Source organism: Testudinibacter sp. P27/CKL/0425, assembly GCF_052931395.1.
Map to the genome: position 1 here is coordinate 2375840 of NZ_CM128801.1, position 20080 is coordinate 2395919.

Genomic DNA, 20080 nt, shown 5'->3' on the forward strand with positions numbered 1-20080 from the left:
ACGAGCTCTTGGGTGATGGTTTCGATGGTGTGTTGGTGTGGCTGCGGATTTTTTAACATAGGGTATTCCTTTTATTGATACCCTTATTAGATCAAAGGCCTAGCAAAATGTCTAGACCTTTATCCGCTGTCTGAAAGCACTCATCCGGGTGCTTTTTTCATCTTGATAAGATTATTTATCTTGGCAACCGCAACCGGCTAATTTCTTTTCAAAGCGGGCGCTGGCTTCGTCCCAGTTGACGACGTTCCAGAAGGCTTTGATGTAGTCCGGGCGACGGTTTTGATATTTCAAGTAGTAGGCGTGTTCCCAAACGTCTAAGCCTAAGATTGGGTAACCTTCAACACCGGCAACGTCTTTGCCCATTAACGGGGAATCTTGGTTCGCAGTGGAAACAACCGCCAATTTGCCGTCGTTGATCAATAACCATGCCCATCCTGAACCAAAACGGGTTGCCGCCGCTTTTTCAAATTCAGCTTGGAACGCTTCCACCGAACCGAAATCACGCACGATTGCGTCTTTCAATGCGCCTTGTAAGGTTGTGCCTAATTTCAGGCCTTTCCAGAACAGTGAGTGGTTTGCGTGTCCACCGGCATTGTTGCGAAGTGCGGTACGTTTGTCGGCAGGCAGTTTGTCCAAGTTGGCAATCAGTTCGCCCAGGCACTTGTCTTGAAATTCGCTCAATCCTTCCAGCGCCGCGTTAGCATTGTTAACGTATGCTTGGTGGTGCTTGGAATGGTGAATTTCCATGGTTTCTTTGTCAAAGTGCGGTTCTAGTGCATCGTATGCGTAAGGTAATTCAGGTAGAGTATAAGCCATTTTAATCTCCTCATTAGTTGAATAAAAAATGCTATTAAAGGCTTTTTGTTAGGAAAAGCGGGGTGAATTTTCTCGATCAGTATAGCAAAAAAATTGATCAAGATCATTAAATGTTTATTTTGTGTTAAAAAAAGAGCAGGACAATCCTGCTCTTTTGGGATTAGTGCGTGATGTTAGGCTTTCGACTCATTCACCGCCGCAACCGCAACCATGTTGATGATCCGGCGCACGGAGGAAACCGGCGTCAGAATGTGAGCGGCTTTGTTAACGCCCATCAAGATTGGCCCGATGGTGATCGGCGTTGCGGTGCCCTGCAGCAAGTTTAAGCTGATACGCGCCGCTTCCATGTTCGGCATGATCAACACATTTGCCGCCCCTTTGAGCGGGCTGTCAGGCATGATCTCTTTGCGCAGGCTTTCGGTGAGCGCCACGTTACAGTGCATTTCCCCGTCGATAATCAGATCCGGCGCTTGTTGTTTAACCAATTCCAGCACTTTGCGCATTTTAACCGCACTTGGATCATCAATCGAACCGTAGTTGGAGTGAGAAACCAGTGCGACTTGCGGTTCAATCCCGAAACGGCGTACTTCCGCAGCGGACATGATCGTGATATTGGCAAGCTCTTCCGCCGTCGGGTTTTGGTTTACAAAGGTATCGGCGATAAACAAGTTGCCGGTCGGCAATACCAAGCCGTTGACGGTTGCCGGAATCAAGCCGTCTTTTACGCCGATCACTTCTTTAATGCAGCCCAGGTGTGAGGCATAAGGCCCGACCAAACCGCAAAGCATTGCATCACCGATGCCTAATTCCAGCAACATAGTGCCAAGTGCGGTCGGGTTGTGCATCATTTTACGTTTTGCGCCGGATAGCGTCATGCCTTTGCGTTTTAATTTTTGGTAATACGCGCTGCAACACGCATCATAATGCGGGTTGTTTTCAATGTCGATGATCTCAAAATCGCGCCCTTGTTCAAGGTGCAAGCCTAATTTTTTGATTGTTTGTTCAATCACATTGGTGCGCCCCAACAGAATCGGCGTAGCAATGCCCAAGGTGGCGATCTCTTGCACTGCGTGCAATACGCGGGTTTCTTCGCCGTCGGTTAAGATCACACGTTTTTTGTTTTGTTTGGCTTGCGCAAACACCGGCTTCATAAACAGATTGGTTTTATAAACGAATTGGGTCAATTTTTCGATGTAAGCATCAAAATCGGTAATCGGACGAGTGGCGACGCCGCTGTCCATTGCGGCTTTCGCGACTGCCGGCGCGATTTTCACGATCAAACGCGGATCGAACGGTTTTGGAATCAGATAATCCGGACCAAACGACAATTCCGCACTGTCGCCATACGCGGAAGTCACCACTTCGCTTTGCTCGGCAAGTGCCAGGTCGGCAATTGCATACACCGCCGCCAGTTTCATCTCTTCATTAATGGTGGTGGCACTCACGTCCAACGCGCCGCGGAAAATGAACGGGAAACAAAGCACGTTGTTCACCTGGTTCGGATAGTCGGAACGGCCGGTGCAGACGATCGCATCCGGACGAACAGCTTTGGCAAGCGGCGGCAGGATTTCCGGCTCAGGGTTGGCAAGGGCTAAAATCAGCGGGCTTGGTCCCATGGTTTTTACCATCTCTTGCGTCAATGCCCCGGCAGCCGAACAGCCTAAGAAAATGTCGGAATTTGGCACGGCATCGGCAAGGGTGCGTTGGCCGTTGTCGTCAATCGCGTACAGTTTTTTGGTTTCGTCCATGCGATCGTCACGATTTTTGTAGATAACCCCTTTAGAGTCGCAAACCGTGATATTTTCGCGTTTCATGCCCAGTGAAACCAACAGGTTCAAACAGGCAATCGAAGCCGCACCGGCGCCGGAAGCGACCAAACGGACATCTTCGATTTTTTTGTTTACAATCCGCAAACCGTTGATCACGGCGGCGGCAGAGATAATCGCGGTGCCGTGTTGATCATCGTGGAAGACCGGGATTTTCATGCGTTCGCGCAGTTTTTGCTCAATATAAAAACATTCCGGCGCTTTGATGTCTTCAAGGTTAATCCCGCCGAAAGTCGGCTCTAAAGAGGCGATAATGTCGACGATTTTATCCGGATCTTTTTCGTCGATTTCAATGTCGAACACATCGACACCGGCGAATTTTTTGAATAACACGCCTTTACCTTCCATCACCGGTTTACCGGCTAATGCGCCGATATTGCCCAATCCCAAAACCGCGGTGCCGTTGGAGATCACCGCCACCAGATTGCCTCTGGCGGTGTAGCGGTAGGCAGCGGAAGGATCCGCCTGAATTTCTAAACAAGGCTCGGCAACCCCCGGGGAGTAGGCTAATGCCAGATCGCGCTGTGTTGCGAGGGATTTGGTCGGAGTGACTTCAATTTTTCCCGGAACCGGAAATTCGTGAAAATCGAGGGCGGCTTGACGTAGTTGTTTATCCATTCTTGGTTTCCTCATGGCATGGGTGAACGTAATTGATCAGATTATCGAAATAAAATGTTATCAACGTTAAAAATTGGAAGAAATTATACTCCTTATTTTTACAAATTTAAAAACCCATAAAGGAGTATGTGATACAGCACACAGAATTTTTTTTGTTTTAAAATTTAATCCTGCCTGTATCTTTGGTTTGAAACAGGTACAATACACTGTTTATGGATCAAAAGGTTTCAAAATTGTGCGCTTGGATAAATTTTTAGCAGAACAAACGGGGTTGAGCCGATCACAGGTGACTAAAATGTTGAGTGGCGGGCTGGTTGAACTGAATGGTGCCTCGGTGAAGTCGGGGGCAACGCAAATCAGTCGGGCGGATCAAATTCTGTTTGACGGCGAGCCGTTACACTGGCTGGAAAGCGGGCAATATTTGATGTTGTATAAGCCGCAGGGCTACATCTGTTCGCATGACGACGGCGAATACCCGACGGTTTATCAATTTTTTGATTATCCGTTAAAAAACAAACTGCATGCCGTCGGGCGCTTAGACGTAGACACCACCGGGCTGGTGTTGCTGACCGATGACGGACAATGGTCGCACCGCATTACCTCACCGAAATATCACTGTGAAAAAACCTATTTGGTGACCCTTGCCGATCCGATTGAAGGCAATTATCAAAGTGCGGTCGAACAAGGCATTTTACTGCGCGGCGAGAAACAGCCGACCAAGCCGGGCAAATTGGAGATCATAGACGATTACAACCTGAACCTGACAATCAGCGAAGGGCGTTATCACCAAGTTAAACGGATGTTTGCCGCGCTCGGCAATAAAGTCGTCGGGCTGCACCGCTGGCGAATCGGTGAGGTCGTCTTGGACGAACAGATGGACGAAGGCGAATACCGCACTTTGACACCAATGGAAATTGACAGCTTTAACTAGCCGTTGCAACAACTGGATCAACTCATGCTACAAACAGAACAAATCAGACAGATTAAGAAAAGCCCCGTATTCGTATTAATTTTAGGTATTCTGGCAATGCTGCCGCCGCTGGCAATCGATATGTATTTGCCTTCGTTTTTGGATATTGCCCGAGATTTGGCTGTCAATTCGGAGCGGGTGCAGAATACGCTGGCGCTGTTTACCCTCGGCTTTGCCATCGGGCAGTTATTATGGGGGCCTTTTGCCGACAGCTTCGGGCGCAAACTGCCGATTATGATCGGTACCTTGGTGTTCGCCGGTACCGCACTTTTCTTGACTCAAGTCGATAATATTGAAAATTTCCTGCTGTTGCGCTTCATTCAAGGCTTCTTCGGTGCGGCGCCGGCGGTGGTGTTGGGGGCATTGCTGCGTGATCTGTTCTCGAAAAACTACTTCTCTAAAATGATGTCGATGATCATGCTGGTGTCGATGATTGCGCCACTGCTTGCGCCGTTTATGGGCGGTTATCTGGCGAAGTTTTTCCATTGGCACTCGATTTTTTATGTGTTGGCATTTTTCGGCATTTTAAGTTGTGTGCTGGTGTGGTGGAAAATTCCCGAATCGCACGCGGTCGAAAAACGCGTGCCGTTTAATCTGGGCATCGTGTTGCGCAATTTCGCCTCGCTAATCCGCGTTAAAGCGGTGGTTGGTTATGTGTTAGCGGGGGCATTTTCGTTTGCCGGAATGTTCTCGTTCCTGACGTCCGGCTCGATTGTGTATATCGATATTTATCAGGTCTCTCCCGAACATTTCGGTTATTTTTTCATTATGAATATGAGCGTAATGATCCTGTTCACCTCGATTAACGGGCGCATGGTGGTGAAAGTCGGCGCGGAAAAAATGTTGCGTTTCGGCTTAACCCTACAATTTCTTGCCGGTTGTTGGCTGCTGCTGGTGGCGCTGTTTGATTTCGGCTTTTGGCCAATGGCGCTCGGTATTTCGGCGTTTGTCGGCATGCTTTCCACCATCGGTTCGAATGCCATGGCTGCGATTTTAGATCGCTTTCCGCAGGTGGCGGGCACCGCCAACTCACTTGCCGGCACCATTCGTTTCGGCATGGGCGCGGTGGTCGGCTTTTTAATTTCACTGGTGCCAATCACCAGTGCGGTGCCGATGTTGCTGTCGATGTTTTTATGTACGCTACTTTCGGTGCTGAGTTATTATTTTTTGACTTATCGCAGCTTATAAGTACACAGTTAAATAGAGATAAGTAATATCAGAGTCTGATGTATAAGCAGATTGGTCTACTATGCCATTACAAAGAGCGAATGGGGAAGTACCGCACTTTAACCGTAGAAGATCACCATAAAAAAACCCACCGACATCGGTGGGCTTGCTCATTTCAAAGTGATTAATACAACTTTCTTGAGGCTTCGAACCAGTCTGCTTTAAACGGACGTTTCATGTTGGTAATCGCATCAATAATATCGTGGTGCACCAGTTTTTCATTTTGGATCCCGATGCAGCGTCCACCGATACCTTCTTTCAGCAATTCCACCGCATAAACGCCCATGCGTGAGGCAAGAATGCGGTCGAATGCGCAAGGTGCGCCGCCGCGTTGAACGTGGCCTAAAATGGTGGCACGGCTTTCCAATTTAACACGCGCTTCAATTTCTTTTGCTAATTCGTTCACATCACAGATGTGTTCGGTGATCGCGATGATCGCATGGCGTTTACCTTTCTCAAAGCCGTATTCTACTTTTTTGATCAACGCTTCGCGCTCAAACGGACGCTCCGGCACTACGATGAACTCACAACCACCGGCAATTGCCGCGCCTAAAGTTAAATCACCGCAATGGCGCCCCATGATTTCGATAATCGAAACGCGTTGGTGCGAGCTTGAAGTGTCGCGCAGGCGGTCAATCGCTTCCAGTGCGGTTTCAAGTGCGGTTTGGAAACCGATAGTGTAATCAGTGCCGGCGACGTCGTTATCGATCGTGCCCGGAATGCCGATACATGGGAAACCGTATTCTTCGGTGATCAATTTTGCGCCCATGTAAGAACCGTCACCGCCGATGACCACTAACGAATCAATCCCGTGTTGGCGCAAATTTTCCACCGCTTTGGCGCGCACCGCCGGATCTTTAAATTCCGGGAAACGTGCCGAACCTAAAAATGTACCCCCGCGTCCAATAATGTCGGACACGGAAAAACGTTCTAATTTCTTGATATTATTATTATATAATCCCAAATAACCGTCATATACGCCATAAACTTCCATGCCTTCGCACAGCGCCGCACGCACCACGCCACGAATGGCTGCATTCATGCCCGGCGCATCACCACCGCTGGTTAAAATAGCAACTTTTTTTACCATGTTGAGTTACCTTCTATTTAATTTTGATTGAAAAATAATGTTGTGTGTAGGGTACACGATCCCTTGTTCAGTCTCTATAAAAAAATGATTTTTTCGTGATATTTTTATCGCCTTTTAACATTTTATCAATTTTGTGTTTCGATTTTATGACAAACTCAAAACACTTCAGTTTTTCAGTAATTGCTGCTCTTTTTGCACCACCGAGGTCGGCTCTTGGTGAATGATAATGTCCGACATCGGGAACGCCATCAACAGCCGGTTTTCCAGGTTGTCAGTGATTTGATGCGCTTTCCATAACGGCAGGTTATCGTCCAGTTCCAAATGCAGCTGAATAAAGCGAATCGCACCGGATCGGCGGGTGCGCAGATCGTGAATGCCGATAATTTCTGCTTGGCTGGAGGCAATTTTCCAGATTGTGTCGATCTCATTTTCAGGCAAAGTGCGGTCTAGCAGCAGTTGAACCGCTTCAAACAGCATTTTTAGCGCATTCAGCAGAATATAAGCCGCGATCAGCAGCGCAAAAATGCCGTCAGCATACAGATAGCCAAATGCACTCAACCCCAATGACACTAATACCGCCACATTCATCAGTAAATCGGTTTCATAATGCAGTTTGTCGGCACGAATTGCAGGGCTTTGGGTTTTGCTGATCACATAGCGTTGGTAACGAATCAATACAAATGTCAAAATCAGCGTGATCAACGTCACCACAATGCCAAGCGCTGCCGATTGCAGCGGCTGCGGATTGATAATCCGTTCAACGCCTTGCAGCAACAGCAAAATCGCCGAGCCGGAAATAAACGCCCCTTGAATCAAGGTCGCCAACGATTCCGCCTTGCCGTGCCCGAACGAGTGGTTGTCGTCGGCAGGCATCAACGAAAAGCGCAAAATGATCATGCTGGTAAAAGACGCTAGCAGGTCAAGCAACGAGTCGATAATCGACGCTAACATACTGACCGAGCCGGTCTGCCACCATGCAACGCCTTTGATTAAAATCAGGCTAAGTGCGGTACACACCGCAAAGATCGACGCCCGACGAACCAAGCGCCCGTACTTTTCATACATACTCTCACCGCTTTATTATTGGCACTGCCATTGCCAAGGTTGTTGTTGCAACCGGGTTAAATGCTGACGGGCGCGCGGATAAATTTTGCGCGCCAGAAACGCCGCTTCCTGCGCTTTTGGCTGCGCTTTGCCGTTCACGCTGTAACGATATTGAAACTCTAAAAAGCCGCATTGGTCGATATTTTTACCTTTGCTCAGTTCCACACCCCAATCGCTAAACTGGCGGCTCGGGCGGTAGATCAACATCGAATACAGCGTCTGCTGATCGATTTTCAGATCCGCCAAGGTGTTTTCACTTTGCTGATAGCTGCGCTGGCGCAATTCCAAACGCTGTTGTAAACTCAGCCCCTGTTTATTTTTATCGAAAAATAAGGTCACTTTTTCGCGCGATGTGGTGTCGCCGTTCGGGTTATACACATAGCGCACCATTTCGGTCAAATCCAAAGTTTTGCCGCGCTGAAAGGTTTTTCCGTTAAACCGCACTTTGCTGTCGGGCTGAAAAGTCAGCGGGTTTTCGATTGCGGTCGGCTCAACCGTACACCCGCTTAGCCAGATAATCAGCGGCAGCAGCCAAAAATAGCGTTTGTTTTTCATCGTTTAATCCTGTGAATCGCGTTTAAACACCAGTTCATCGGCGCTGGACTGCGCTTCATCGAACCAATATCCGCCCAAATCGAAGCGCGTTAATTCCTCCACCGTCGAAGTGCGGTTTTGGATCATATAACGGCACATCAAACCGCGCGCTTTTTTGGCGTAGAAACTGATCACTTTATACTTGCCGTTTTTAAAATCTAAAAAGATCGGCTTCACAATTCGCGCGTTTAACGCCTGCGGTTTCACCGCCTTGTAATATTCATCTGATGCAAGATTGACTAAAACAGTGTCCTGTTGCTGCTCAAGTGCGGTTTGCAGCTGCTCGGTGATCACCTCGCCCCAAAATTCATACAGATTTTTGCCTTTCGGGTTATTCAGTTTAGTGCCCATTTCCAAGCGGTACGGCTGCATCAAATCCAGCGGTTTCAACAAGCCGTACAGCCCCGACAGCATTCGCAGATGCTGCTGTGCATACAGCACCTCATCACGGGTCAAACTCTCGGCATCCAATCCGGTATAGACATCGCCTTTAAACGCATAAATCGCCGCTTTGGCATTTTGCGAATGATGTTCCGGCTGCCATTCGGCAAAGCGCGCGACATTCAGCCCCGCCAGTTTGTCACTGATGTGCATTAACGAGCCGATTTGCGCCGGCGTCAATTCACGACAAACCTCAATCAACTGCTGACTGTAGTCGGTTAATGTCGGTTGGGTGAAGTCAAATTGAGGCGTTTCGGTTTGAAAATCCAGCGTTTTCGCCGGAGAAATGATTGCTAACATAGGGCTTCCGTGAATGAAGTAAACAGGGCGCGATTATAGCAAGAATCACGCCAATTCTCTAATCCTGAACCGCACTTTTACTTAAATCGTCGACGGCAAATGCCAATCAATCGCCGCCTGCCCGTGTTGCGCTAAATAGGCGTTGGCTTGTGAAAAATGGCGGCAGCCGAAAAAGCCGCGATGCGCCGACAGCGGCGACGGATGCGGCGCGGTTAAAACACTGTGGCGCTGGCGATCGATAAACTGCCCTTTTTTCTGCGCATGGCTGCCCCACAACAAAAATACCAGGTTTTCGCGGTGCAGATTCAATTGGCTGATTACCTTGTCGGTAAAGGTTTCCCAGCCGAATTTAGCGTGCGAATGTGCCTGCCCGCGTTCGACGGTCAACACCGTGTTCAGCAGCAGCACGCCCTGCTCCGCCCAATGGCTTAAATAGCCGTGTTGCGGAATTTGGAAACCGTCAATATCGCTCGCCAATTCCTTATACATATTCAGCAACGACGGCGGTGGCGCGATCCCCGGCTTGACCGAAAACGCCAAGCCGTGCGCCTGATTCGGGCCGTGATACGGATCTTGCCCTAAAATCACCACTTTCACCCGATTAAACTCAGTCAGTCGAAAAGCGGTGAACACTTCGTCGTGCGGTGGATAAACGGTTTTACCGCTCTTTTTTGCCTGCTCCACCTGCGCCATAATATTTAAAAAATAAGGCTCATTTTTTTCCTGCCCGATCGCATCATGCCATGTTTTCATTGCTTGTCCCTCAATTGCCGTTTTGGAAATTATAGAAAAAGTGCGGTGAAAATCCTAGCGGCTATTTGTATTCGGCTGATGATTTTGTTAGCAAGATGTAAATGCAAAATAAAATATCCGTTAATATTCAGCATTGGGTTTTGGCATTTATTTGACCTAGGTCAAATAAATAGATTTGCGTGTGAAATAGTGAGTTGTTCTGGGTCAATTAAACTTAAATTTATTTGAAAGTTTCAACCAAAGTGATAAAATTCTGAGCAATTAAGCAACGATTTTAATCCACCCACGATAATATTATTGGAGTTCTATTATGATTAAAGGTATTCAAATTACACAAGCGGCTAACGACGATTTATTAAACTCTTTCTGGTTATTGGACAGCGACAAAGGCGAAGCGCGCTGCCTGTGCGCCAAAGGCGGCTACGCAGAAGATCAAGTTGTGGCAGTGAACGAATTAGGTCAAATCGAATATCGCGAATTGCCGGTTGACGTGGCGCCGACTGTGAAAGTTGAAGGCGGTCAACACTTGAACGTGAACGTATTGCGTCGCGAAACCTTGGAAGATGCGGTGAACAACCCTGAAAAATACCCACAATTAACCATTCGTGTTTCAGGTTATGCGGTGCGTTTCAACTCATTAACGCCGGAACAACAACGCGACGTTATCGCGCGTACTTTCACTGAAAGTCTGTAATATTGCCGATCAAAGCGGATCGACAATAAACAAAGAATGCCTTTATTGAAAAATAGAGGCATTTTGGCATAGTAGACAAAAATGTGGCTGAAATTTCGTGCTAAAGTGGCAATATTCAAAATCGACAATTGGAACACCGCCATGCAATACAACGCATTCAATCAGCCGATCGGCAATCCCGTTGCCGATCACCCGCCCGCCACTTTGCCCGACGCAAGCGGCTTTAACGGCAGCAGTTGCCTGCTCGAACGGCTAAATTACGCCAACCATTTTGCCCTGATTTGCGATTGCTACCTCAACCACATGGATCCGCAAGATTGGACTTATCTGCCGATTGATCCGCCACGCAACGAACAGCAAGTGCGGTCGCTGGTGCAACAATTCACCCCCGCCAACGGGCTATATTGTTATGTGATCATGGATCCGCAGCGACAATCGGTGCTCGGCACTTTCTGCCTCATGCGGGCTGACACCGCAAATCGCAGCATCGAAATCGGCTGGGTGATATATTCCAATCGCTTAAAACGCAGCAAAATGGCGACCGAAGCACAATTTTTATTGATGCAATATGTGTTTGATCAACTGCGTTTTCGCCGTTATGAATGGAAATGTGATGCGCTCAACGCGCCGTCACGCAATGCCGCACAACGGTTAGGCTTTCAACACGAAGGCACATTCAGAAACGCCGTGGTTTACAAAGGGCGAAATCGCGACACTGCCTGGTTTTCGATCATTGAAGACGACTGGGCAACGATAAAAACCGCACTTCAGCGCTATCTTGCCTCAATCAATTTTGATTCACAACACATCCAACGGAAACCGTTGCGCGATTTTTTAACGTACGCTTTATTCGCCAGTTCTCACCCAAGATATGCTCAGCAAGTGCGGTTAGTTATGCGGCAAACCCGCCCCGCCATACCAATACGCGGCACTCACGCCGCCGTCCATCAGCAAATCACTGCCGGTGATAAAACCACCGTCTTTGCCCATCAGCAATTCTGCCACTGCCGCCACCTCATCGGGGCTGCCGCCGCGCCCAACCGGGCTGTTGGCAAGCATGGTTCGGTACATTGCACCGCGCGTTTTACTGTTTAATTCAGCCAGCGCTAGCGGGGTGTAGATGATGCCGGGGCTGATGCAGTTGACGCGTGCGCCGCGTTTCGCCCAGCGTACGGCTTCCGCCTGCACGCGCAGGGCATTACCGCGTTTGGCGATTTGGTAGGCATACAGGCTGTCGTCTATGGTTTTGACTAGTGACAAATCGAGCAGCGCTTCGATGGGCGTGGTGGCAAGGGCGCAGTTTTCTTCCACGCTTAAGGGCGGCAGACGGTCGCTGGATTGCGAACCGATCACCACGGCGGAACCACCACGGGCAATAATATTGCCGAACAATTCTAACACCAGCGCCGTACCGTATAAATCGACTCGGCACACGGTTTGCGGCGTGGCTTGCGAAGGCGACACGCCGGCAAAATGAATTACGCCGACCACCTCACCAAGCGCACCCGCCAGATCCGCCAATGCTTGCACCGAAGTGCGGTCAGCAACATCGGTTTGCACGGTTTGACATTCAAACCCCGCCTCACGCAAGCTCTGCGCAGCGGCTTCAGCATTTTCCAAACGTACATCCGCCAGCAATACTCGCTTGCCCACGCTCACACGGCGGGCGCAGGCAACAGCAATCGCACCGGCGCCGATAACTACGATAACATCTTTATTCATCATCACTTACTCCCCTCTTATTTAGGCTCGGCCACCAATCTGAAACCGATGCTGATACCGCGGTAATCGGCGGAATACGGTTTGCGCCATGCACTGTACCAGCCGCCGGCGGTGCTGTGCCAACTGCCGCCGCGCACGGTTTTGTCGCCGGTGGGGGCGGAAGCGTAATCAGCGCGCCAAGCATCTTGCCCCCATTCCCACGCATTGCCGTAAATATCATACAAGCCCCACGGATTCGGTGCTTTTTGGCCGACCGGATGCGTGCCGCCGCTGGCAAAATCTTCGCCAAACCAAGCATAACGCCCCAAATCGGCGCGGCTGTCGCCAAAGAAATAGCGGCTGCGGCTGCCTGCGCGTGCGGCATATTCCCATTCAGCTTCTGTGGGCAGGCGGTAGCGGTATTGTGTGTCTTGCGCGTTTAAGCGGGCGATAAATTCCTGCGCGTCACGCCACGATACGGTGGCAGGGTGGTTGGGGCGGGTAATCCGAGCGGCCATGCCGGGCAGGTTGTAATATGGATTGGAGCGGTCGCGCACATACGGGTTTTCACCCATCACGTTTTCCCAATCGGCCTGCGTCACCTCGTGTTGCGCCAGATAAAACGGGCGCGCAATGGTTTCTGTGTGCGCCGGTTGTTCGCGCCGGTCGACGCCGGTTTCGTTAGAACCCATGACAAACTGCCCGGCAGGAATGGCTACAAACTCCATGCCCAACCGATTGCGAACGTTTTCAAACGGCGCCCCCCTTTCAACCACCGCCGCAGCACCCTGCTCTGCCTGATTCGGCGTGTCGGCACTGCACGCAGCGGAAAAGCTTATCGCCAAAAGTGCGGTTAGCTTACGCATACTGTTCTCCTAAAAACGCAAAATTTGAATAAATTAATAGTAACGCGTTTGCCGCCGCCGATTAAGCGCGTAAACTTGCATAAACTTATGAATAAAATTCACGAATTTGCGAATGGACCACAAGTTAAAACCGCACTTATCTTCCAAAATTGACGTTAGGCAAATTGAAGCTTAAGTGAATTGGTTTGCAGCTTCAACCTGCCACTGGCGTGGAATAAGGTGTATATCGAGCGGATAGAATAACGATAAAGTGAAACACCGCCAAAGTGCGGTTTCGCAGTGACGGCAAGAAAGACTGTTTGCTGAAAAAATAAGGAACATCATGTCTTTCCAAACCTGGCTGCTGTTTGTATCGGCCACTTTTTTTATTTCCGCCACGCTCGGCTCCAATATGCTGTTGGCGTTCCAATTCGGCTTGAATTACGGTTTCAAAAAAACGCTCTACACGCTGGTCGGACTCACCCTCAGCTTGCTGATGCTGCTGATGCTGTCGCTGGCGTTTGAAATCATGAGAATCGCCGCCTGCTATCTGGCGTGACTCGGCGTGCGTTTGTGGCGGGATGCGGCGGGTTTGCTGTGGGATATGTGGCAGGCGCGTTAAATGCCTGTCTGAAAACCGCACTTTCATTGTGAAAGCGGCTTTCAGATAGGCTTTTTTCTGCCTAAATAAAACACAATACCCTATTTCACTGCTGTAAAATGGCTTCTACCACGGCATCAGGTTGCGATAAAATCGGCATATGGCTGGCGGCAATGCGGGTAGGCGTTGCACCGATTTGCTGTGCCAGCTTTTGTTGTACCTCAGGCATAAGTGCTTGCTCTTGTTCAGTAAGAACATAATCGGCATGGCATTTCTAAGCCATCTGTACGATGACTAATAAATTAACAAATAAGCCTAACTCATTGAGTTATTTCTAAGCCATCTGTGTGATGGCTAACGGTGAGGGAGCGGGAATGTTTTCCCTGTCCTCTTTCTAAGCCATCTGTGTGATGGCTAACTTGTTCTTTTACTACACGATTAAGATCAATATTTTCTAAGCCATCTGTGTGATGGCTAACAAATGATGCATTCGATTGTAGTGATCTCGCAATTTCTAAGCCATCTGTGTGATGACTAACTTAGGGGATTAATTATGAGCGCTCGAATTAGTTTTCTAAGCCATCTGTGTGATGGCTAACTTGCCACGCCGTCGCCACGTTTTTAAACGTTTTTTCTAAGCCATCTGTGTGATGGCTAACGTAGACCCCTTTCAAGCTTCCCTTTTTAAGCATTTCTAAGCCATCTGTGTGATGGCTAACAGGCAATATCAAAAAAGCCAGCGAAGCTATCGTTTCTAAGCCATCTGTGTGATGGCTAACAAATCGGCTTGCCTTTTTCACTTTCGCTGTCATTTCTAAGCCATCTGTGTGATGGCTAACATAAATCATAATTTGCCGGATGGTTGGTTGTGTTTCTAAGCCATCTGTGTGATGGCTAACTGATTAAAATTGACGACATATCCGATATGGGCTTTCTAAGCCATCTGTGTGATGGCTAACCTGATCATCAACAATATCAGCTACCTCATCCGTTTCTAAGCCATCTGTGTGATGGCTAACACTGGCGGCAGTTGGCAGTGCGACTGAAATCTTTTCTAAGCCATCTGTGTGATGGCTAACATCAAGATAAAACCCTTTCTGTGTGGTTGTAGTTTCTAAGCCATCTGTGTGATGGCTAACCTAACAAGCTACCGCTTTTAAATGCAGGCGTTTTTCTAAGCCATCTGTGTGATGGCTAACAGACGAGATAGGCTCGCTTGAGATAATAAAAATTTCTAAGCCATCTGTGTGATGGCTAACCAGCACCGACCCTTTTTTCTCTACGATATTTCTTTCTAAGCCATCTGTGTGATGGCTAACATAATCATGATTATATAGTCAAGCATTATTTTTTTCTAAGCCATCTGTGTGATGGCTAACTTATTTCTGTATTTGTAAGATAATTCACCAGTTTTCTAAGCCATCTGTGTGATGGCTAACTCACTTTTGAAACATCCATATTGAGTATAGATTTTCTAAGCCATCTGTGTGATGGCTAACAGCTTCATCATCACTAGATGAGCGGCAGTCAATTTCTAAGCCATCTGTGTGATGGCTAACGAGAACAGAAAGAGGGAAAGTGAGGTTTTTAGTTTCTAAGCCATCTGTGTGATGGCTAACGATAACCATTCCGAGCGAACCCCCTTTTTTTATTTCTAAGCCATCTGTGTGATGGCTAACGGTCTCAATCCGCATACTTCGGGATTTTCTTGTTTCTAAGCCATCTGTGTGATGGCTAACATATTTCTTTAAAAATCACACACATTTCATTTTTTCTAAGCCATCTGTGTGATGGCTAACTTATCATTGACCCGCATGTAAAACCAACAGCATTTCTAAGCCATCTGTGTGATGGCTAACATTCTGCGCTAGATTGGTGGCTCATTTGTAACTTTCTAAGCCATCTGTGTGATGGCTAACGAAGTGCGGTTGATGGTCGCGAAAATGCAAGCTTTCTAAGCCATCTGTGTGATGGCTAACGTTAATGGTTGATTTTTGTTTGCCCTTGTAACTTTCTAAGCCATCTGTGTGATGGCTAACGGTGGCTTGAGCGCACAGGCGCGTGATGTGATTTTCTAAGCCATCTGTGTGATGGCTAACGATACAAGGTATATGACGATAATTAGGAAAAATTTCTAAGCCATCTGTGTGATGGCTAACAGTTAGCGTTAGATCTGGCTGGCTTGCAGCAATTTCTAAGCCATCTGTGTGATGGCTAACACAGTCTTGCAATATGCGACACAAATTACAGGTTTCTAAGCCATCTGTGTGATGGCTAACGTTATCACAGCTTAATCGTAAGGTTGATGAGCTTTCTAAGCCATCTGTGTGATGGCTAACTTGAGTATTCGTTAGTTGGGGCATTTCTGATTTTTCTAAGCCATCTGTGTGATGGCTAACGGTCTAATGTGTCCATGTTTCCCCCTCATATCTTTCTAAGCCATCTGTGTGATGGCTAACCCTTTCTGCAATTGGTTTGCCGTCTATGCGTGTTTCTAAGCCATCTGTGTGATGGCTAACACAGAAGTGAATTTTGGTGGCGAGATTATCCTTTTCTAAGCCATCTGTGTGATGGCTAACACAGAAGTGAATTTTGGTGGCGAGATTATCCTTTTCTAAGCCATCTGTGTGATGGCTAACTTATTTCTGTATTTGTAAGATAATTCACTAGTTTTCTAAGCCATCTGTGTGATGGCTAACAACCTATTTAATCTATTTACTATTCTGCTAACTTTCTAAGCCATCTGTGTGATGGCTAACATAAAGCCTTTTAACAACAATTCATGCAATATTTTCTAAGCCATCTGTGTGATGGCTAACTGTTGAGCGACATGAAGCCCCGCGCTATGCCGTTTCTAAGCCATCTGTGTGATGGCTAACTACTGTTCGTGACTTGGTAGTTTCGCCAGTGCTTTCTAAGCCATCTGTGTGATGGCTAACCAATAATACAATATACTCATCAAGACGAGATATTTCTAAGCCATCTGTGTGATGGCTAACGGATGTAAAACATCAGCAGCCTTTTAGTTAATTTTCTAAGCCATCTGTGTGATGGCTAACATCAAGTCCAACTGTATCAATGGCGTGATCGTTTTCTAAGCCATCTGTGTGATGGCTAACCCGAACAACGGGCCGCAGTTAAAGCCAAATTCTTTCTAAGCCATCTGTGTGATGGCTAACACTGATTTAAAAGAGCCTCGATTAACCTTTGATTTCTAAGCCATCTGTGTGATGGCTAACTCGATAATGTTAGCCTTGTTTCGACACAAGGCTTTCTAAGCCATCTGTGTGATGGCTAACTGCAATTGCTTTTCCGCCCGTTTTAGATTGGCTTTCTAAGCCATCTGTGTGATGGCTAACTCTGATAAACAATTTGTTTATTATTGCGTTGATTTCTAAGCCATCTGTGTGATGGCTAACACAAGTTCACCGACGGTGATTTTTTTCTATCATTTCTAAGCCATCTGTGTGATGGCTAACTTACTATCCAAACTCTTTCCCACAAAGTAATGTTTCTAAGCCATCTGTGTGATGGCTAACGACGAAATCAATAAATCCTACGGCAGCCTTGATTTCTAAGCCATCTGTGTGATGGCTAACCGTGTTCGGACTGAAATCAAACCCTTTTGAGCGTTTCTAAGCCATCTGTGTGATGGCTAACTATAACATTCTCAACGGGAGAAAAGCTGTTTATTTCTAAGCCATCTGTGTGATGGCTAACATTTGCTGTCCGATTTGAGTAAGTTGCCTAGATTTCTAAGCCATCTGTGTGATGGCTAACTAATAATTATATTGCTATAATTATCACCGCGTTTTCTAAGCCATCTGTGTGATGGCTAACCGGTTGCGCGAGAATATGCACGCCATCGGCAATTTCTAAGCCATCTGTGTGATGGCTAACATTATTTATAAGCGCGGCGAAGGCTATATCATTTTCTAAGCCATCTGTGTGATGGCTAACTCACCCACTTTAACTCTAGTCAGTCGCACGCCTTTCTAAGCCATCTGTGTGATGGCTAACCGGTCATGAAGTGATGAACCAACTTGCCGATCTTTCTAAGCCATCTGTGTGATGGCTAACAACCAAATGTAAGCGTTAAGGTGATCAATAACTTTCTAAGCCATCTGTGTGATGGCTAACATCGATAAGCATTTTATTGTCATCTTCCAACCTTTCTAAGCCATCTGTGTGATGGCTAACCCTGTATCTGCCACGTCTTGACTTCATACTCATTTCTAAGCCATCTGTGTGATGGCTAACGGTGAGGGGTTTTTGCTAGCAAAACAGCTACATTTCTAAGCCATCTGTGTGATGGCTAACGTACCTCGATGTTGCCACTGATACCGCTTGATTTTCTAAGCCATCTGTGTGATGGCTAACCTTTTTCTGCTGCAATGTCAGCAGCGTTGTTCTTTCTAAGCCATCTGTGTGATGGCTAACCGACTAATCTTGCGTTACGGCTTGAAGAGGCGTTTCTAAGCCATCTGTGTGATGGCTAACCAGTCGTGCTGTAAAACTCCGTCCTTTAGGGCTTTCTAAGCCATCTGTGTGATGGCTAACCCGGAGATATCTCCCTCAATCAGTAAGATTTCTTTCTAAGCCATCTGTGTGATGGCTAACTCCTCCCCTTATACTCCATAGCAATTAAACAATTTCTAAGCCATCTGTGTGATGGCTAACCGATCAGTTTGTTGGCGCGTCTACCGCTTGAGTTTCTAAGCCATCTGTGTGATGGCTAACGGGTTAGATTGAGTGCTGAGCGTGCATTAGAATTTCTAAGCCATCTGTGTGATGGCTAACCATTATAAAAATGTTCAAACGTTAATTTTTCGGTTTCTAAGCCATCTGTGTGATGGCTAACTAACCCGTCCGTTATTGTCGTAATCAATGCGATTTCTAAGCCATCTGTGTGATGGCTAACTTTCTAATTGATTTGTCAGATAAGGTTGGATCTTTCTAAGCCATCTGTGTGATGGCTAACAATAACGCGGATATTTCTCTTCCGTTCAATGCTTTCTAAGCCATCTGTGTGATGGCTAACTCTGGTAACGATAATTGCTGAGATTTGTGTAATTTCTAAGCCATCTGTGTGATGGCTAACGTATAGTCTGTTATTTTAGTGTCTTTCGGTATTTTCTAAGCCATCTGTGTGATGGCTAACTAGACAATGACACAGGAGTAACAACCCAATGATTTCTAAGCCATCTGTGTGATGGCTAACTGATAAATCGTGGCTCGTGCAGAAATATGGGATTTCTAAGCCATCTGTGTGATGGCTAACAATTGGATACAATGAAATCATCTTACCTAAGATTTCTAAGCCATCTGTGTGATGGCTAACATGCATTGGTATACGGCAATGCATGGGTATATTTTCTAAGCCATCTGTGTGATGGCTAACTGACTATTTCCGGTTGTTGAATTTGATAATTGTTTCTAAGCCATCTGTGTGATGGCTAACTCCCTGAATATTGCAAAGCTATGTACGTTCGATTTCTAAGCCATCTGTGTGATGGCTAACATTTAATGAGTACCCAGTCATGGCTTTAATAGTTTCTAAGCCATCTGTGTGATGGCTAACTTATTGCGTTGAATACTTTGGAATGCGTCATCTTTCTAAGCCATCTGTGTGATGGCTAACGAGCTTTTAAATGACGAAACCGATCAGCTAATTTTCTAAGCCATCTGTGTGATGGCTAACAAGAAAGGAGGCGCTCCATCTATACTCAATATTTTCTAAGCCATCTGTGTGATGGCTAACTTTACTCCCCGTGTAATTATCCACACTGATAATTTCTAAGCCATCTGTGTGATGGCTAACGTCCAATTTTGGCATTGGGTAAAACCTTAGGCTTTCTAAGCCATCTGTGTGATGGCTAACGCTTGAACTATGAGTATGAAATTAATGTGTGATTTCTAAGCCATCTGTGTGATGGCTAACTTGATCTGACTGTTTAACGCATTAGCTAGGTCTTTCTAAGCCATCTGTGTGATGGCTAACTTAACCTCAACTTCACCTGTAGCCACGTTAATTTTCTAAGCCATCTGTGTGATGGCTAACTTTCAGCTATTCTTCCTGATGTTTTGCGTTCCTTTCTAAGCCATCTGTGTGATGGCTAACATTTTATTTTTCCTTTATTTGGTTTTCGGCATTTTCTAAGCCATCTGTGTGATGGCTAACTCCGTGATTATTTGTCGCTGCCAATGTCGGTTTTTCTAAGCCATCTGTGTGATGGCTAACATAGCTTGACATCCTCCCCGCCATAAAGTGCAGTTTCTAAGCCATCTGTGTGATGGCTAACTGTTTGAGCGAGTGCGACGCGGTGAGCAAGACTTTCTAAGCCATCTGTGTGATGGCTAACACATCATACTTAATCGTTAGATAAATTTTTAGTTTCTAAGCCATCTGTGTGATGGCTAACATGACGATGCAGTAAAGTTTATTGCGGAATTGTTTCTAAGCCATCTGTGTGATGGCTAACGGGGCTATGTAATACCGA

The 20080-nt window shown here is 46.9% G+C and carries 14 protein-coding genes, 1 pseudogene and 1 CRISPR repeat array (1 of these 16 only partly in view); of the genes and pseudogenes, 5 read left to right on the forward strand and 10 right to left on the reverse strand.

Going from position 1 to position 20080, the window contains the following annotated elements; genetic code table 11:
* Positions 1 to 171: 171 nt before the first annotated feature.
* On the reverse strand, positions 172 to 816 hold the full coding sequence (sodA, locus tag ACUHGC_RS11705) for a superoxide dismutase [Mn] (protein WP_446833461.1): 645 nt from the start codon (positions 814 to 816) through the stop codon (positions 172 to 174).
* Between the two features lie 173 nt (positions 817 to 989).
* Positions 990 to 3260, reverse strand: coding sequence for an NADP-dependent malic enzyme (locus tag ACUHGC_RS11710; RefSeq protein ID WP_446833462.1), 2271 nt, complete (start codon positions 3258 to 3260; stop codon positions 990 to 992).
* Between the two features lie 235 nt (positions 3261 to 3495).
* Between ACUHGC_RS11710 and rsuA the strand changes: the two genes are divergently transcribed.
* Together rsuA and ACUHGC_RS11720 are read left to right on the forward strand one after the other, a co-directional pair.
* Positions 3496 to 4191 carry a 16S rRNA pseudouridine(516) synthase RsuA gene (gene rsuA, locus ACUHGC_RS11715; RefSeq protein WP_446833463.1) on the forward strand — a complete coding sequence of 232 codons (696 nt, stop codon included), beginning with the start codon at positions 3496 to 3498 and terminating at the stop codon, positions 4189 to 4191.
* Positions 4192 to 4215: 24 nt separating this feature from the next.
* Positions 4216 to 5418 (forward strand): Bcr/CflA family multidrug efflux MFS transporter, encoded by a 1203-nt coding sequence (locus tag ACUHGC_RS11720; RefSeq protein ID WP_446833464.1) that lies wholly within the window; start codon positions 4216 to 4218, stop codon positions 5416 to 5418.
* A gap of 163 nt (positions 5419 to 5581) precedes the next feature.
* On the opposite strand, the gene pfkA is transcribed toward ACUHGC_RS11720, so the two are convergent.
* The 5 genes from pfkA to ung form a co-directional block, all read right to left on the reverse strand.
* On the reverse strand, positions 5582 to 6547 hold the full coding sequence (gene pfkA, locus ACUHGC_RS11725; protein WP_446833465.1) for a 6-phosphofructokinase: 966 nt from the start codon (positions 6545 to 6547) through the stop codon (positions 5582 to 5584).
* Positions 6548 to 6712: 165 nt separating this feature from the next.
* A complete protein-coding gene (locus ACUHGC_RS11730; protein WP_446833466.1) occupies positions 6713 to 7612 on the reverse strand; it encodes a cation diffusion facilitator family transporter in 900 nt (299 codons plus the stop codon).
* Between the two features lie 15 nt (positions 7613 to 7627).
* A complete protein-coding gene (locus tag ACUHGC_RS11735; RefSeq protein ID WP_446833467.1) occupies positions 7628 to 8206 on the reverse strand; it encodes a hypothetical protein in 579 nt (192 codons plus the stop codon).
* A 3-nt stretch (positions 8207 to 8209) separates the two neighbouring features.
* Positions 8210 to 8986, reverse strand: a complete 777-nt coding sequence (gene yaaA / locus ACUHGC_RS11740; RefSeq protein WP_446833468.1) for a peroxide stress protein YaaA — start codon at positions 8984 to 8986, stop codon at positions 8210 to 8212.
* A gap of 81 nt (positions 8987 to 9067) precedes the next feature.
* On the reverse strand, positions 9068 to 9739 hold the full coding sequence (ung, locus tag ACUHGC_RS11745; RefSeq protein WP_446833469.1) for a uracil-DNA glycosylase: 672 nt from the start codon (positions 9737 to 9739) through the stop codon (positions 9068 to 9070).
* 310 nt (positions 9740 to 10049) lie between these two features.
* On the opposite strand from ung, the gene grcA reads away from it, so the two are divergent.
* Together grcA and ACUHGC_RS11755 are read left to right on the forward strand one after the other, a co-directional pair.
* On the forward strand, positions 10050 to 10433 hold the full coding sequence (gene grcA, locus ACUHGC_RS11750; RefSeq protein ID WP_446833470.1) for an autonomous glycyl radical cofactor GrcA: 384 nt from the start codon (positions 10050 to 10052) through the stop codon (positions 10431 to 10433).
* Positions 10434 to 10736: 303 nt separating this feature from the next.
* Positions 10737 to 11084: pseudogene (locus ACUHGC_RS11755) on the forward strand (GNAT family N-acetyltransferase); the annotation flags it as partial.
* A gap of 237 nt (positions 11085 to 11321) precedes the next feature.
* Here ACUHGC_RS11755 and ACUHGC_RS11760 read toward each other — a convergent pair.
* Positions 11322 to 12158 (reverse strand): SDR family oxidoreductase, encoded by an 837-nt coding sequence (locus tag ACUHGC_RS11760; RefSeq protein WP_446833471.1) that lies wholly within the window; start codon positions 12156 to 12158, stop codon positions 11322 to 11324.
* Between the two features lie 14 nt (positions 12159 to 12172).
* On the reverse strand, positions 12173 to 13000 hold the full coding sequence (locus tag ACUHGC_RS11765) for a formylglycine-generating enzyme family protein (protein ID WP_446833472.1): 828 nt from the start codon (positions 12998 to 13000) through the stop codon (positions 12173 to 12175).
* Positions 13001 to 13322: 322 nt separating this feature from the next.
* Here ACUHGC_RS11765 and ACUHGC_RS11770 point away from each other — a divergent pair, with 322 nt between their 5' ends.
* Positions 13323 to 13538, forward strand: coding sequence for a hypothetical protein (locus ACUHGC_RS11770; RefSeq protein ID WP_446833473.1), 216 nt, complete (start codon positions 13323 to 13325; stop codon positions 13536 to 13538).
* A gap of 148 nt (positions 13539 to 13686) precedes the next feature.
* Here ACUHGC_RS11770 and ACUHGC_RS11775 read toward each other — a convergent pair whose 3' ends face one another.
* Positions 13687 to 13809, reverse strand: coding sequence for a hypothetical protein (locus ACUHGC_RS11775; protein ID WP_446833474.1), 123 nt, complete (start codon positions 13807 to 13809; stop codon positions 13687 to 13689).
* A 42-nt stretch (positions 13810 to 13851) separates the two neighbouring features.
* A CRISPR array of direct repeats spans positions 13852 to 20080; the repeat unit is 28 nt; unit sequence TTTCTAAGCCATCTGTGTGATGGCTAAC; it runs 883 nt beyond the window's last position.